This is a genomic window from bacterium (genome assembly GCA_037128595.1).
Taxonomy (GTDB): domain Bacteria; phylum Verrucomicrobiota; class Kiritimatiellia; order CAIKKV01; family CAITUY01; genus JAABPW01.
In genome coordinates this window covers 57,814-72,820 of the sequence record JBAXWB010000006.1, presented here as the reverse complement: position 1 = coordinate 72,820, position 15,007 = coordinate 57,814, and the positions used below count along the sequence as shown (strand labels likewise).

Below are 15,007 nucleotides of genomic sequence, written 5' to 3'. Positions count from 1 at the left end.
ATGTTGCAACAACTGAAAATATTGTGGAAGCGCCTTGCGAATAAGGCCGAAGCCGATAGCAATGGACAAATTCGAGTCAGCGGTCGTGACACGTTCGATTATATTCGTGGTGACTGGCAAGCAACTGTTTATGTGGAACTGCTGACAGGCCACATCAAGCGTAGAATCTGTGTCTGGAGCATACGCAAGTGGCATCCGCCGCACGAAACTGAAGAAATGACAAAGGAAGATAAGGATGCAATTCTTTGTTGTCTCCGCTCCTATTTCGATAAGAAACGTATCGCATACGATCTGCTTGAGGGCGATCCGCCATCAACTTGATTTATGGCGTCCGGATAATCACAAACCCTAATATTCATAAGCTTTAGCAAGAGATATGCGGCTGGCTTTTTTCGTGGAATTTTCGGTCGCTGTGACCTTCTATCCATTTATTGACTCCATACTATCGCTCCGCCGCTGTTATGAGCCGTGCTGGAAAAGGCCACGGCGCTCGCCAGCGGCTACGCTACCGGAGCGCCGCCGGGACTGCCTGTTATCCTTTTAGTTGCCTGGCCAGGGACATGGCGGCGCATCGTTGTTGAACTTACCCCGTACGCCCACCGTGCGCTCATGGGGCACCAGTTGCGGCACCGTGTCGCTTAAGAGACAAACCCTCTCGACACGATAACCGGCCAATCATATATTCAACTCATGATCACTGTAGTCCAGGCTGATATCACCACCCTCAAGGTAGAGGCGATCGTCAATGCTGCTAATGAGACCCTGCTGGGTGGGGGTGGGGTGGATGGTGCCATCCATAGGGCGGCTGGGCCTGGGCTGCTGGCAGAATGTCGGGGGTTGGGCTGTTGCCCGACCGGTGAGGCCCGCATTACGGCTGGCCATAGGTTACCGGCCCGGTATGTCATTCACACGGTGGGACCAGTTTGGAGGGATGGGCGTCATGGGGAGGCTGAATTGCTCCGTAACTGCTACCTGCGGTCCCTGGAATTGGCCCAGCAGTACAAGCTGAAATCTATCGCATTCCCTTGCATCAGTACTGGTGTTTATGGTTACCCGCCAGATCAAGCGGCCAAGGTGGCTGTATCGGCGGTCCTTGATCACCAGCAGGCCGACAATGAGATTGCGGTTACGTTCTGTTGCTTCTTGGAGTCTGATCTGGCGTTGTACCGTGAATTGCTTGGGGGGCAGTAGGTGTTCGGGCTAACGCATAGGCGGCGACAACGGCTGATAGCGCAACCGTTTCAGGCCGAATGGACCAGTATCATTCAGCGTAACGTCCCGTTTTATAGCCGCCTGTCGCCGGAGGATCAGCGGGAGCTTCAGGGCCACATTCAAGTATTCCTGGCTGAAAAGCGGTTTGAGGGATGCGCCGATCTGACTATTTCTGATGAGATTCGGGTAACCATTGCCACGTACGCCTGCGTCCTGTTACTTCATCGCGCCACAGACTATTACCCCTTACTGATTACCGTTCTTGTATATCCCCACACCTTCGTGGTTTCACGATATCAGGCTGGACCGGCCGGTCAGCTACTTGAGACCGATGAAAACCTGGTGGGCGAAAGCTGGCGTCACGGGAACGTTGTGCTGGCGTGGGATTCTGTGAAGCACAATGCCTTTGATCTTCACGATGGGCATAATGTGGTGTTTCATGAGTTTGCCCACCAGCTTGACGAGGAGGACGGAACGGCCAATGGGGCACCCGTACTGCCTCAACGGGGCATGTATGGCGCCTGGGCCCGGATATTGGGGGCAGATTATGCCGAGTTGGTACAGGCGGCCGAGGAAGGGAAGCCTTCATTTCTTGATCAGTACGGGGCGACGAATCCGGCCGAGTTCTTTGCCGTCGCCACTGAGGCGTTCTTTGAGACGCCAGTCAAACTTCGATCCAGCCATCCCAAGTTATACGCGGAGTTGATGCTTGACTATCAGCAGGATCCGGCGGGCAGGTAACTTACTCATCAATCCGCTGCTTGAGCCGGTCTACGGTCAGTAGCGCGCAACCCTCAAAGTGGTTGTTGGCAAACACCCAGATGTCACGTTTACGTTTCTGAAGACCCTTAACCACCTCGGCCAGCGCGTTGAGGTCGGCATCCCGGGGTTCGGCGATACGGTTCCAATCTTTCCCCGTACGTTCCTCAATCGCTCCCCGGTCTGGGCCATGTAGCCGGATTACAGTGGTCTCGCTCAACTGGTCTGCGTGGCGCTGGTAGATCTCCGGAACCGGAGGCATGTAGTAGCCCTGCTCAAACACGTGGGCCAGTCCGTTGGCATGGAGGAAGTTGAAGTATCGCTCGTTCAGGTAGTTGGGGTTGCGTGACTCGACACACCAGCAGTAGTCCTGCGGCAATTGGCTGACAAATGCGCCCAGTCGGTCCTGGAATTCCACCTGCGAGGGCATCTTATCCCGGTTCAGGTACTCGAACTGGAACATCATCGGTCCTAAGTATGGTTTCAGGGGCGCAAGTTGATCCAGGAAGGCCTTGAGCAGGTCCACTGACAGGAAGTGGGGATTCGTGACCAGCGGGTCGCCCTTGGCCTTTGGGCGGTAGTGGGTCAATGTGAGTGAATTGGGCATTTTGACCCCGAACCGGAATCCAGGCGGAATAGCGGCGGCGTATTCGGCTACTGTTTTAGGCTGAGGCAATATGACCTTGCCTGGCCCAAACAGGCTCCAGAACCATTGGTCGATTTCAACGCAGTCGAACTTTTGGGCGTACTCGGCCAGATAGTTGGGGTGGGTGGCCCCGGAGTAAACCAGGCCGCGCCAGGAATCGTACTTCCAACTACAGGTACCGAGGTGGAGATTACCGCTCATTCCGGCCTCTAAGGGTCATTCGTTGGTGCTCAGATGGTGGAACAGATCGTGGAGGGTGCTAAGAGTGACTCCGTAGAGCGCGATTTTACGCTGATGATCGGAGGTCACGTAAATGCCCTTAAGCTGATGATCTGCGGTCAGCCAGGGCTCGAAAATGCAGTTCTGCAGCACTTGATGGCATAGGAACAGAGGGTCATGCTGAACTGATTGGCCCACATCCATGACATAGCACACCGTAAGCGGTTCCTCACCGGGCGGTACACTGTGAGGGCGTCTCGGGAAAGCGCTCATGGGAATGGGTAGGTTGCGATGTGATTCAGGAAGGAGAAACCCGTTGATCAGGCGGCGTATCGTGTAACAGCCGAGCACGGTGGTTTCCTCCAGTTTGACCAGTGAAGCATCGGACAGCCTGTGGGGCTTCATCAATTCTTGCAAGGCTTTGGCCTGGTGATCGAGTGACTGTTTCCATGGATGTGATGATGTCATGACGTCCTCCTGTTTGATTCAGTCTATCATAGAGGAGCTCACTGGCAGTTAAAAAGATTCTGATCATTACATTATTCCTGTGGCCTATTCCTGCGTATATATGTGATATTGTGACGCATTGAGGGCGTACCACAACGGTCTGCCCCATAAACTCGACAGGAGATATCGTATGGCAAAAGCAATGACGAAGGGGCAGATCGTAACCGCAGTGGCAGAGGCGACCGAAATCACCAAGAAGCAGGCCGCAGAGGTGATTGCGGCATTGGTTGGTTTGGCGTACAAGAATGCCAAGAACAGCTTCACGCTTCCCGGCTTGGGCAAGCTGGTGTTGGTGAACCGCAAGGCACGCATGGGTCGTAATCCCGCGACGGGCGAGACGATCAAGATCAAGGCTAAGCGCGTGGTGAAGTTCCGCGTTGCTAAGGCTTGCAAGGATGCGATCCTGGGTTAATCGGAACCATGATTCAGAAGGCCGCTGCCGAAAGGTTGGCGGCCTTTTTTGTTTTAGGCGGCAATAGCAAAACCGTACGCTCACCTCGCGCTCCCCGTAACGCGCTTGAACTTTCGCCCCGGTTTCGGCACTCTACCAGTATGCAAGATGCACATGATATGACGCAGAAATGCGATAAGTGCGGGGAAATCATTAAGGCAAAGCCTATTGATGCCGGCCGGACTGGGGAATGTCCGGGTTGCGGTGCGCCTATCTTGGTCAGTATGGGGCGTGACATTCCTCCGGCCCTTCCGTCTTCCCTTCCTGCACCGGTCACAACTGAGGTCCAAACGAGCGGATTCGCCATCGCCAGCCTGGTGCTCGGGATACTTTCGATTGTGCCCGGTGTGTACTTGGGTGGCATCGTCATGGGTATTCTTGCCATAGTGTTCTCCAGAATGGCTGTGACGCGTATCAAGGCCCAGCCAGGTGTCAACGGTCAGGGACTTGCCACGGCAGGGCTCGTTACGGGAATTATTGGCCTCAGCTTGTCGGTTTTCGTGATCCTGATCTTTGGCGCCATTGCAGGTATTGGCTTGGCTTTCTTAGTGGCGATCTTCAAGGCGCTGATGGCTGGTATGCCCCAATGAAATCTGCACGGTATTGGATTCGACGTCTTCAGCTCATCCCTCATCCCGAGGGCGGCTTTTATCGTGAGGTATATCGTTCCGATGAAGGGGTGGGTGGTAAAGCCCTGCCTGCCCGCTATAACGGTCCCAGAGCGTTCTCGACATCTATCTATTACCTGTTACGCAGTCAGGATGTTTCCAGGTTTCACCGTATTGCCTCCGATGAAATCTGGCATTTCTATGCGGGGAGTCCGTTGACTTTGCATGTCATTGACCCACAGGGGTGCTATCAGGCGGTTCATCTAGGCGTTGAGGGTCACCGGAGGCAACAGCCTCAACAGGTCATAACGAGAGGGGATTGGTTTGCTGCAACAGTGGATAATCCCCGGCAATACACCCTCATGGGATGTACGGTGGCCCCTGGATTTGATTTTGCGGACTTTGAGCTGGCTGATCAGGATACTCTTGTCGCCCTATGTCCCACGAAGAGCTCCCTTATCAAGCGGCTGACATGAATATTCGCTTGTTCGACTCAGCCGCGAGGAATACATTCAAACTGAACAGGGATGCAGTATTGATGGTTAAGTGATTGGGTTTTGGCGCCATTTCTCGAACTGCTGAGCCGCTCGCGCCTCAATGCTGCACAGGTTGGAGGGCGGATGTTTAAAAATAATGGCAGAACACGCCGCCTGTTTGACTACAGGGCGGTGCCTCGAGAGAAAAGGACGCTTATTCTTGCCTCAATGCTGTTTGGTTCTGTCCTCAGCTATTTCCTTCTCGTACGATATGTCATTATGATTGGGGAAGTTGAAGGCACCAGCATGCTGCCCGCGCTTCATGATGGCGAACGCCATTTGATCAATAGGATGGTCTACCGCTTCCGTGACCCGCAGCCGGACGAAATTGTCGAGATCAACATGCCTGGCTCGGGGGACTTTTCCGTGAAGCGGATCATCGCCTCTCCAGGGGATGTGGTCCAGATTAAGGATGGGCATGTCATTGTGAATGGCAAGGTGCGAGTGGAACCCTATCTGCCAAAGGGGATGACCACTGAAGGGAAGTCGCTTGGCACGAATGCATTCAGGGTGTCCGACAATGCGTATTTTGTATTAGGCGACAACCGTCCCATCAGTGCCGACAGCCGTACGTTCGGGGCCGTGGGGCGCGACCAACTGGTAGGGCGTTTGTGGATCTGGTAGAAATGGTCTTCATTAGCTAAAGAAATGCCCTCTTTTTGTTCTTCGTAAAAGATGGCCCCGTACCGCCCCGCCTAAGCAGGAACGATACGAGGCCAGGTTCTTCGCGGGACATTATGCTGCCAGGTTGAAACGCCTTACGCCCAACTGGCCAAATCGCTCAACGACTTCGCGGGTATCCTGCCGCGCCATAACACGCGCAGTCTCCGCCAGCCGCTGGATCCCCTCCGTCATACGGGTCCGGGCGGTGGCGTCATCCCGGTAATGTTCAGCAGTGCTGCCGAGGAACTGACTCCGGACCTTCTCCAGTTGCGCATCCAGTTCCTGGTCACCGGCGAAGTTCAACTGCCGGAACTGGTCAATGAACCCCTTCAAGCGGTTCAGCGTCTTCTGGTGTACGCCCGCCTTCCCGTCACGCATGCTCTGGAGCATCTCCTGGCACAACTGCGCGGTTTGCTCCCTCAGACTGGCGACGCAGTCCTGGACAAACCGATCAACGCCGGCCGTGATCTTACGTTTCGATTCCGAGGCGGCCGCCTGACGGGCGCTGATTATGCCCTGATGCTCCGCCATATCCACCAACTGGGTCTCCAGCCGTTTTGGTAGTGCGATCTGGAACAGATCCGTGGTGAAGCCGAAATATCGGTCCATCCTGGAGGGCTGGGGGAACGCGTCCTCAATGGTCGCTACCAGCCGGTCAGGATCCTGGACGAGCTTCCGGGCGGCCTCGTACCACTCCCGGGCGGCCTCTACGCGTAGATCAGCGTATTCGGACATGAAGTCCTGTCTCGCTGCATCGAACTCCTGCTCGAGCCTTCTGAGTGCTTGGGTGGTTTCGCTAAGCTTCTGGTTGGGCAGGAAGTGGCCCAGGCCGTTCAGGAACGGGAAGGTGGCGGCTTCAACCAGGGCGTGGGCCCTCGACTCTATCAGGGAGAAACGCTGAAGGGCCTGCCTCGGCAGTAGTTTCTTGTGGCCCAGGCTGATTAGGTCGGTGACGTTGGCGGCATCGAGGCCGAGGTCTTCAGCACGGAGCTTTTTGGCTGCGCGCCAGTAACGGATGCTGACGTTAATCAAAACTCCTTCGCGGGTCAGTACGTCTAATAGTTGGTTGCTCATCGGATCCTTTCTGTGGTGGGGTAACTCATGGGAAAAAGATGAAGCGTAAACGCTCCACAAGAGTTATAACCCTTTACTTGGAAGTATTAACCGCACGGACACGTTTTGACCGTTCGGTTATGCGAGGATGCCGGTAAATATTTGAATGTTTCAGGTTGCGCGCTCAATAAGACGGCGTATAGTTGCAGGCAAAAGCGGCGCTAATGCCGCTAATGGAGGAATGATCGATATAACGTAAATTCTCTTACAATTTAATTTCTGCGATTCTGTGCAGTTGATGTTGTCCTGAAAACCGCCAAGTTTTTTACGTGAAATGAACAACACTGCCGAGAGTCGCGTCCCGTGTGGGGCGCGGCTTCTTGTGCATGTTCGTTTCACGGGCCTTGGCGGGCCTTCAGGACGGCATGAACTTGGAGTTCGCGCCTTCTTTTTTGTATTGAAACCCGGGATGGAGGTAGAAATGAGTGACGACATATTTGATACTGCATTGGATATACAGAATGACATTCCTGATGAGGGGCAAGTTAACATGGAGCAAAGTTCCTATGGTGCATCCATGGATTTTGTTCCAAGTCAGTTCGGGCCGGGAGGGGGGATTTTCGAAGGCGGGAACAGAATAGCCACAATCGCTCCTAACCTCGCCATTCCAGGTGGTTATCATATGCAATCATTTGGGAGTTCGCGGGATGTAAATATGGGCGATGTGCTCGATAGTTTTGATTTTAAGATCAATGATGTGCATATGCCTTGGAGTGCCCATGATTCTCCGGATGCAACTGCCGGGATTGTTGGTTCACCCGATACCGATGCGTATTATTGGCAGCCCCAGACGACGCCCTTCACATGTGCAGTGCAAGCCCAGAGAGGCATAATTGAGGAATATACGGGCAACGATGTGTCTGAAGCCGCTCTTGTTTATGAAGCAACGTCCAATGGCTGGCTTACGGACCGTGGTATGGCCCCTTCAGATGTGGGGGATTTACTCCAGCTTCATGGCATCCCTTGTCATTCGGAAATGGGGGCGTCCATACAGGATTTAATGGCCGAATTGGCTCAAGGGCACAAAGTCATTGTAGGTGTTGATTCTGATGAGCTCTGGCATGACGCGTCACCACTTAAAGACTTCTTTCACCAATCTGCTGATCATGCGATCTGGGTAACAGGTGTTGACGCAACAGATCCAAATCACCCGCAGGTTATCATCAATGATTCTGGAGATACCACAGGTGGGGCCGGTAAAGCGTATGATTTAGAACAGTTCAAGGATGCGTGGCAAGACTCCGGATTCTTTTATGTTGCGACTGACAATGCGCCATCTGACATGAGCTTTGCCGCAGGGCATGGTTTTGACGAAGCAACAGGTGTATTCCCAGCCATCTCGTCGTATTTTGGCGGTGTTTACGATGACTTCAGGTCACATCTACAGGAGCGTCTTGCTGATAGTACTCAGGTGGGGCCTGGGGAAACAACCTCTTTACTAACAGATGCCGCTGTCCGGGCTTTCATCGAAAATTTACCCAAAAGTCGAATGGCATCACTTAATGAGTCAGCAACAGACACACTATTTCGAATCATTTGAAGGAGAAAATAATGGCAAATCTCATTACGAAAGACCAAGTTCTGGATGTCGCTACAAAGTTTATCGGTCTTGCCGGAGATGTGAAGGATACGGCTGCAATTGAACATGTTCAGGCGCAAATTGCCCAATATAGATTAGGACTCTTCCGTATCGTGGTTGTCGGCGAGGTGAAAAAGGGTAAGTCATCATTTATCAACGCTCTGCTCAGTGAGCCCGGGCTTTTGCCAACAGCGAGCGATGTTGCTACCTCAACTGTATACAAATTAATGTATGGCACACCGAAAAAAATAAAGGTGTTTCCATCGGCCGCTGATATAGAAAGTGCCAAGACCACACCTCCGCCAATTGAAATTACTGAAGCGCAACTTCCTGACTTCGGTACAGAAGCGGGTAACCCAAACAACACAAAGTGTGTTGATTTTATCGGAATGCAGTTGCCTCATCCATTACTCAAGGACGGGGTTGCCATCATCGATACCCCGGGTCTTGGCGGCCTATTCAGGAAACACCGTGACATCACATGGCGGTACATTCCTAACGCCGACGCTGTATTCTTTGTTCTGGATTCCGTCGAAGCGGTCATTAGTCAAGCTGAAGTGGACATGCTGCTTGATCTTCGAAAGAAGAACCCGCTCATTTTCTTCGTGCAAACGAAGATTGACCTTGTCGAGGAAACTCAATGGAAGAAGTGGCGGGAACGTAATCTGCAGATCATATCTGACAAATTGAATGTGCCGACAGAAAAACTCATCTATTTCCCTGTCAGCGCGAAACTCAAATTCGCTGCTGATGCGAACCATTCATCAAAACATCTGGATCGTAGCGGATATTCGGCACTCATCTATTTCTTGTACAATAAACTACTTGCAAAAAAAGAAGACCAATTAGGGCGGCGGCTACTCTCGGCCCTTTCGGTCGAGGCTGCTGGCATACACCGCAAACTCACTGACAGTGTACAAATTGCCGCAACCGAGACTAAAGAAGGGTTGGATAATCTCGAAAGAACCTTCATCGAGACGAAGACTAAGTATGGACAGTGGAAAAATAGCGATTTCCAAAACGCCGTGACGACTTTTCAAGACAAGGTAGCGGAACTCAAACGCAAGACACGCGAAAATCTGCAGGAACAATTAGATCCTTCCCCGTTCAGTCCGCTTGTTTCTGAAATCGTGAGTCCCCTGAGAGGGGTGAGTTTTGACCCGCAGCAGATGAACGAGCAAGCGGATTCGGTTTTGGCTTCTTGCGTTGATAAGTGCTCACAGATCGTGCTGGATGTACAAGGTCACTACAACGATCAGATGTTCGTTATTGTCAATGACTTCTCGTCCGCTCTCGGCAAGAGCCTTCCCGTGCAGATTCATACTCCGATTTCTGGAGGTACGCGGATGCACATAGACAGTCTGAATATGCAGTTCAGCGGATTTGAGGAAGCGCGAAATTCACTATATGGCGGAATGGCAGGTGCAATGATGGCAAATATCGGGGTCAGCATACTCGGCCTGGTGTTTCCGCCACTGGCCGCCGCCGCCGGGATTGCAGCTCTTGTAGGTGCGGCCGTGGGTGGGTGGAAGGCCAGCGACGGTTTGAAGACCCGTCGGCAAGTGGAAGCACTTGCCCAACTCGAGAAGGTGTTATCCGATACTGTACGCCGTGCACAGTCACAGTCTATCCGTCAGTTTGAGAACATTGCCGCAGAGTACGAAAAAGGTGTTCGCGACGCACTCCGCAAGGCCACCGCGGAAGTCGAACAGGAAATTGCAGGCAAAATGGAGTCCATTTCTGAGCAGCGGCAAAGATCCCGTGATGAGGCTAAACAAAAGGCAGATGGCTTGCGCCGAATGTTGGAGCAAGCAGATATCGTTCTTCGAAATCTTGCGAGACTAACCTCTGAACAGACGGAGTTGCCGCATGTGTAATAAAGAGTGGCGAAAGGTCGGGGATCAATGCCCTAAATGCGGCAGTACAGAAACTGCCGTGATAGTCTGGAAGAATAATGATGAAGAAATCCCCGCGATTGGAGGCCAAACAAGGGATATTTTACGGCCGGCAACATTTAAAATGGAATGTCTGACCTGTAAATATGTCAGCGATATACTGTCCGAGCACAAAAGAGGTGAGGCTTTCTCGTGAATGATTTTCGAAATCGAATACATGATATTCTGAAAACTTTCAAAAGAAAGCACCGGGGTGTAAAGCCACGGCGGTTTGTTATGTGTGAAGAGGATTATCTTTCGTTTTACGGCAATGGAAATGTAGTAACGCTAGAAAAAGAGCTGAAAATCTTCGGTATTATGGTGGTTCGCGGCGACTACACACATATCGAATCAGGAGATCAAATTCTGGAAACGGTTCGAATTTGCGTAGCGGCGGAAGAAGCAGACTAATGACTGCTTTACAGAATAATACAGTCTTCTCTTATGAGCAGTTCGATGATGTTGTAAAGCGGTTCGCAACCTCCATGCCGGAATTCCTGCTCCGGCACAAGTCAACTGCCCCGCTTGCCTTTGAACTTCAGCGGCTCCGACTTCTTGAATCATTAGATATGCGCTTTACAGTTGCTATTGTGGGGCAAATGCGCGTCGGGAAATCAACGCTGTTGAATGCGCTTATTGGGGAGAATCTTGCACCCACCGGCGTAACCGAGACTACAGCAACGATTAATTGGTTTCGGCATGGTCAGGGAGACCAATGTCACAATTTTAGAGTTCATTGGATGGATGGTAGCACCTCCGACTTTCCTCTTCAAAAAGCTTCCGAATGGATCGGCACGGACGAGAACGCGTCCAAGACTCGTTGTCTCGATTTTTTCGCCGATACGGATTTCTTGCGTGTCGCCAACGTCGTGGATACCCCTGGAACAAGAAGCGTGATCCAAGCGCATGAGGAGGCGACTCAGGGATTCCTTGCTGCGAAGTTAGAGGAAGACACACTGCGATATGGTGGAAGTGCTGACGCGGTCTTATACGTGGTGAATCCCGTAGGTCGTGAGGACGATCTTAAGTTGTTGACTAAATATGGGCAGGATTCCCGTCTGCCGGGTGCGTCAGCGTACAATAGCATCGGGATAATTCAAAAGTGGGACATGAATCAAGAGGGGGTTGCAGCCAATTTTGATGACTGGGATCCGGTTGGTAACGCCTATAAAAAGTGCGAGCGATTAAAGGTGCATCTTGACGGTCAAGTGGCGGCGATAATCCCAACGAGCGGATTACTGGCGATCAAGAGTATTAGCACACCCTCGGATATATTGAATCTGGTCGTAAGATTTGCGCAAGAAACACCGGTAAATACGGTGAACCGACTTCTCGGTGACAAAGACGACTTCCTTGAAGAAGCATCTGATATTCCGCTTTCGGTGGAGCAAAGAAGTCGAATTCGACAAGCACTCAAATGGGATATTCTCCCGATTTGTATCAGGCTTGCGTGCCAACACAAAACGACAGACGGCGAGACGCTTCGCGCCAGACTCCATACAGCCAGCGGCATCCCAGCACTCCGTGATCTGCTCCAGAAGAACTTGTTTTCTCGTGCTCGTTTGATCAAAGCCAGTACGATACTTCGAAAGGCATGGGAGCCATGTGAGATCTCGCTGCAAACCCTCCGCAGGGAATCCGAAATGCAAACTGCAATGGTGGAAAAAGGCCGTGAAGCGGCAGACGCAGTCACCGCGCGTTGTGCCAGCGATGCAGGATTAATCGACGCAAAGAAATATATAGAGGATTCGCTTTGCGTTCTAGAGCGGGATATCTCGGCCTTGACAGAAATCCATCGTGAGGTGGACGCCTTGAAATATCGAGTTACACGGAATTTTGAGCTTTTCGATGCGGACATCGAATCGTTAAAAGTACTGGAAACAAAACGTGCAACATTCGCCCCGGAAGAGGCCGTCGAACTCGACCGTCTCTTCGGGCAACAAGGTCCTGATTTGTGGTCACGCCTCGGGCTGGTCGTCACCACATCAGACAACACGGCGGCCATCACCAAGGCCAGAGAGCGCTTTGCTTTTTGGTCACTTCAGAAACAGCGCAACTACGGTGATAAGGCTGCAATTTGCACGCACGCTGGCGATATTCTGGATAATATTCTTAATCTTCTGGAGGCAGAAGCCCAATGAATGACACGATAGCCATTGATTTTGGAACCATGCGCACTAAACTTTCATACCTTGACCCCCAACGCAACTCCGTCGAACTTATGCGCTTGGGACAGGATGAACGTTCTTTTATTCCTTCTATATTCTTTCTAGGCGAAGACGGGCGCCGACTGTGCGGTGACGAAGCAGCTGAGTACCGTGATTCAGACCCGCAGGCTTTCTTGCGTCGCCCATTAAAAAGGGATTTGCAGGAGCAATGGGTACGCGCTGGAAATAGGGAGAAAGCAACACCGATCGAACTTCTTTCTCTACTTTTTGCGGGTCTTCGTAACCGCACAAAGGAAATTCCGCATTTTAGAGACACTTTGCCGGTCGGATTGTCCCTCACGATTCCGGCACAGTATGGACCGCCCGCTAAGCAAATCCTCGCGGAGGCAGCCCGCAATGCAGGTTTTACCGAGGATCGAATTAGCTTTGTGGATGAACCGATAGCCGCAGCCCAGGCATGGCTGACTGAGTTAGGTGGGCAAGAAGAGCATGTCATTGTTTTGGACTGTGGCGGTGGCACTTTGGATTGGGCATGCCTGCATCGTACCGATGGCAACTCTTTTTCGATTATACCTGACCTTCCGCCTGGAGGAGATAATCGACTTGGGGGATTTGACATTGACGAGGCCATCTACGCTTTAATTGACGATGCGATCAGTGATAAGGCTGTGCGGGCCGAACTTCAGTCAAAACACTCACTTGTCCTAGATCAAATTCGTTTAATTAAAGAAAGGTTTTCCCGGACTGGCTCGGGCGGAAGGATTAGTATTGGCAATCAACATGTTGAGATATCTTCTGAAATTCTTGGCGATATTGTTAACAAACGATACATCGTTCAAGCTTGCTTGACCTTGAGTTCCTATCTGGAAAAGGTTCGAACTAAAATCAATCTCGATACTCCAGCTGTACTTCTTGTTGGTGGTAGTGCGAAGTTGCGCGGATTTAAGGAAGCTATTACAGAGCAATGTAAGTGCAATGCCGTTTGGTGGGAGCGTTCTGAATATGCGACGGTGTTGGGGGCGTTAGCTAATGTGACATTGAGCGGAGGGACTGAGTTGCCGAATTGTATTATTCAAAATACTACTAGCCTTCAACAATCAAACGATCTGTCGTGTAAAGAAATAGAATCTGATGCATACAAGTCAACGACTGTTCAGTTAGAGCCAAGCTTCATTGACATTTCGAAAGAAAGGCTCGCGCAAAAACTTCTTTCGTTGAATGCAGGCAAACTGGCAGCGGGAAAAATAGCAGTTGGAGATGCCATCTCGGGTTCAAATATAATTAATGCGTGGAGTGAATATGCGCGAGCAATCCCCGTGTCAGATGCGCTCGTCCAGCATGATGATACATGGTTTGGCACTGGTAAGAAGGGATTGCTGGCGTCAGCTTCGCGAGTTTGTCTCTCGGACTCCTCTTCTGGACGATGGAGTGCTGAATGGAAATGTATTAGATGGCTTTGCGCTGGCCGAAATAAAATCAGTTTCGACCAAGTCGAATACTGCCTTGCCAAGGAACATAGTTTAATCCTGTATGAATCACTGGATAAAATTCATAAGTCTTATCGGACACCGAAATTTTATGCCGAAGAATTATTGCAAAAAGACTTTTGTCGATCTTTGCTGGCTTGTCAGTTATTGCCCATTACGTCTGTATTCGGTCAGGGCGATACGGCCAAAGTTATCATTGCACGATGTAATAATTATCTTGTTGATAATGCAGATAAATTCTTAATAGCTGTAATTAATAATTGGGTATGTGCGAAATATCGCGGTCCTCTTTTGAATTGTATTGACCAAGGGCGTAATGAAATTCGCAAGGAAATGTGCGTTTTGCAGGCCGCACTTGACGCCATTAGTCAGGACTATCAGCGCCTCAATGAGGCTATTCAGCCAAAACCAGCTGTTCGTAGCCCATGGTTGAAAGGTGGGTTGATTGCAGCGGGTGTTGTCGGAGCTTTAGCTACTGGCAATAAAGCGATAGCCCTTGCTGCTAGAGATTACGCATATAGCGAAACTTCTTGCGGAGTGCCCGAGCCCATTACGGATGCTTGGCAGAAATTGCTACTGAGTGTTGTTGCGCAAAGTAAAACGATGCAGTCGATTATCGATGAACAAATGAAATTAATCGAAAGAATATTTGGGAAATATTTCCCTTTGTTTGATGGTGTTGATCTTCCTCGTTTATATTCACTTCTCTCAATTCCTTGTGGATGTGAACCTCTTGCTCTTTCTGCCAGTTCTAAAGGATTTCTTGCGAATATATCACCAATTGATGTTCCTGATGGTTGTCAGGTTCTCGATTTAAAGATGCATTTTGTCAGCATATTGAAATCTCCCATTTTTGCTGCGATGAAAGACGGCTTACGTGACCAGCAGCTATCAGGTAAATGATGATGATCAAAACGACTCATATGTTTTCTTTCAGGAATGTTTTTGTTGTTCAGGCTTGGTGCGCCCGTCATCCCCACCCCGTACAGCCCTCCTTTGGAACTGACGTGCGGTCTATTTCCCGATCCTGTACAAGTCATAATCAGTGCCTCTACTGTCACGTAGGTTCGTTTTCCCGACGCAGAGGCGCAACTGTGCGGTTCTGGGATGATGGTTCACTGCATT

Annotated in this window: 15 protein-coding genes; 12 read left to right on the top strand and 3 right to left on the bottom strand. The window is 51.0% G+C overall.

Annotated elements, in window-relative coordinates:
- The 3 genes from WCS52_04795 to WCS52_04785 all read left to right on the top strand — a co-directional run bounded on the left by WCS52_04795 (position 1) and on the right by WCS52_04785 (position 1,953).
- On the top strand, positions 1–321 hold the full coding sequence (locus WCS52_04795) for an Imm74 family immunity protein (protein MEI6166491.1): 321 nt from the start codon (positions 1–3) through the stop codon (positions 319–321).
- 369 nt (positions 322–690) lie between these two features.
- Entirely contained in the window at positions 691–1,191 is a 501-nt protein-coding gene (locus tag WCS52_04790; protein MEI6166490.1) for an O-acetyl-ADP-ribose deacetylase, read from the top strand.
- A complete protein-coding gene (locus WCS52_04785) occupies positions 1,192–1,953 on the top strand; it encodes a M90 family metallopeptidase (protein MEI6166489.1) in 762 nt (253 codons plus the stop codon).
- A 1-nt stretch (position 1,954) separates the two neighbouring features.
- Here the strand turns inward: WCS52_04785 and WCS52_04780 are convergent, their stop codons facing one another.
- Together WCS52_04780 and WCS52_04775 are read right to left on the bottom strand one after the other, a co-directional pair.
- A complete protein-coding gene (locus tag WCS52_04780) occupies positions 1,955–2,818 on the bottom strand; it encodes a DUF72 domain-containing protein (protein ID MEI6166488.1) in 864 nt (287 codons plus the stop codon).
- A gap of 15 nt (positions 2,819–2,833) precedes the next feature.
- Positions 2,834–3,304 carry a hypothetical protein gene (locus tag WCS52_04775; GenBank protein ID MEI6166487.1) on the bottom strand — a complete coding sequence of 157 codons (471 nt, stop codon included), beginning with the start codon at positions 3,302–3,304 and terminating at the stop codon, positions 2,834–2,836.
- A 169-nt stretch (positions 3,305–3,473) separates the two neighbouring features.
- Between WCS52_04775 and WCS52_04770 the strand changes: the two genes are divergently transcribed.
- From WCS52_04770 to lepB, 4 genes are all read left to right on the top strand, one after another.
- Positions 3,474–3,755, top strand: a complete 282-nt coding sequence (locus WCS52_04770; GenBank protein ID MEI6166486.1) for an HU family DNA-binding protein — start codon at positions 3,474–3,476, stop codon at positions 3,753–3,755.
- A gap of 158 nt (positions 3,756–3,913) precedes the next feature.
- Positions 3,914–4,384 carry a DUF4190 domain-containing protein gene (locus WCS52_04765; GenBank protein MEI6166485.1) on the top strand — a complete coding sequence of 157 codons (471 nt, stop codon included), beginning with the start codon at positions 3,914–3,916 and terminating at the stop codon, positions 4,382–4,384.
- Positions 4,381–4,878 carry a cupin domain-containing protein gene (locus tag WCS52_04760; GenBank protein ID MEI6166484.1) on the top strand — a complete coding sequence of 166 codons (498 nt, stop codon included), beginning with the start codon at positions 4,381–4,383 and terminating at the stop codon, positions 4,876–4,878. Before WCS52_04765 ends, WCS52_04760 begins: the two co-directional genes overlap by 4 nt.
- Before the next feature lie 144 nt (positions 4,879–5,022).
- The gene (lepB, locus tag WCS52_04755; GenBank protein ID MEI6166483.1) at positions 5,023–5,562 is read left to right on the top strand and encodes a signal peptidase I; all 540 of its coding nucleotides are present in this window, start codon (positions 5,023–5,025) and stop codon (positions 5,560–5,562) included.
- Positions 5,563–5,673: 111 nt separating this feature from the next.
- Here lepB and WCS52_04750 read toward each other — a convergent pair whose 3' ends face one another.
- The gene (locus tag WCS52_04750; GenBank protein MEI6166482.1) at positions 5,674–6,675 is read right to left on the bottom strand and encodes a DUF3150 domain-containing protein; all 1,002 of its coding nucleotides are present in this window, start codon (positions 6,673–6,675) and stop codon (positions 5,674–5,676) included.
- Between the two features lie 460 nt (positions 6,676–7,135).
- Here WCS52_04750 and WCS52_04745 point away from each other — a divergent pair, with 460 nt between their 5' ends.
- The 5 genes from WCS52_04745 (at position 7,136) to WCS52_04725 (ending at position 14,785) form a co-directional block, all read left to right on the top strand.
- Complete coding sequence (locus WCS52_04745; GenBank protein MEI6166481.1) at positions 7,136–8,254, top strand: hypothetical protein; 1,119 nt, start codon at positions 7,136–7,138, stop codon at positions 8,252–8,254.
- 11 nt (positions 8,255–8,265) lie between these two features.
- Positions 8,266–10,170 (top strand): dynamin family protein, encoded by a 1,905-nt coding sequence (locus WCS52_04740; protein MEI6166480.1) that lies wholly within the window; start codon positions 8,266–8,268, stop codon positions 10,168–10,170.
- A 210-nt stretch (positions 10,171–10,380) separates the two neighbouring features.
- Complete coding sequence (locus WCS52_04735) at positions 10,381–10,638, top strand: hypothetical protein (protein MEI6166479.1); 258 nt, start codon at positions 10,381–10,383, stop codon at positions 10,636–10,638.
- Positions 10,638–12,368, top strand: coding sequence for a dynamin family protein (locus WCS52_04730; GenBank protein ID MEI6166478.1), 1,731 nt, complete (start codon positions 10,638–10,640; stop codon positions 12,366–12,368). The genes WCS52_04735 and WCS52_04730 overlap by 1 nt, the downstream gene beginning before the upstream one ends.
- On the top strand, positions 12,365–14,785 hold the full coding sequence (locus WCS52_04725; GenBank protein MEI6166477.1) for an Hsp70 family protein: 2,421 nt from the start codon (positions 12,365–12,367) through the stop codon (positions 14,783–14,785). Before WCS52_04730 ends, WCS52_04725 begins: the two co-directional genes overlap by 4 nt.
- The last annotated feature ends 222 nt before the right edge of the window (positions 14,786–15,007 follow it).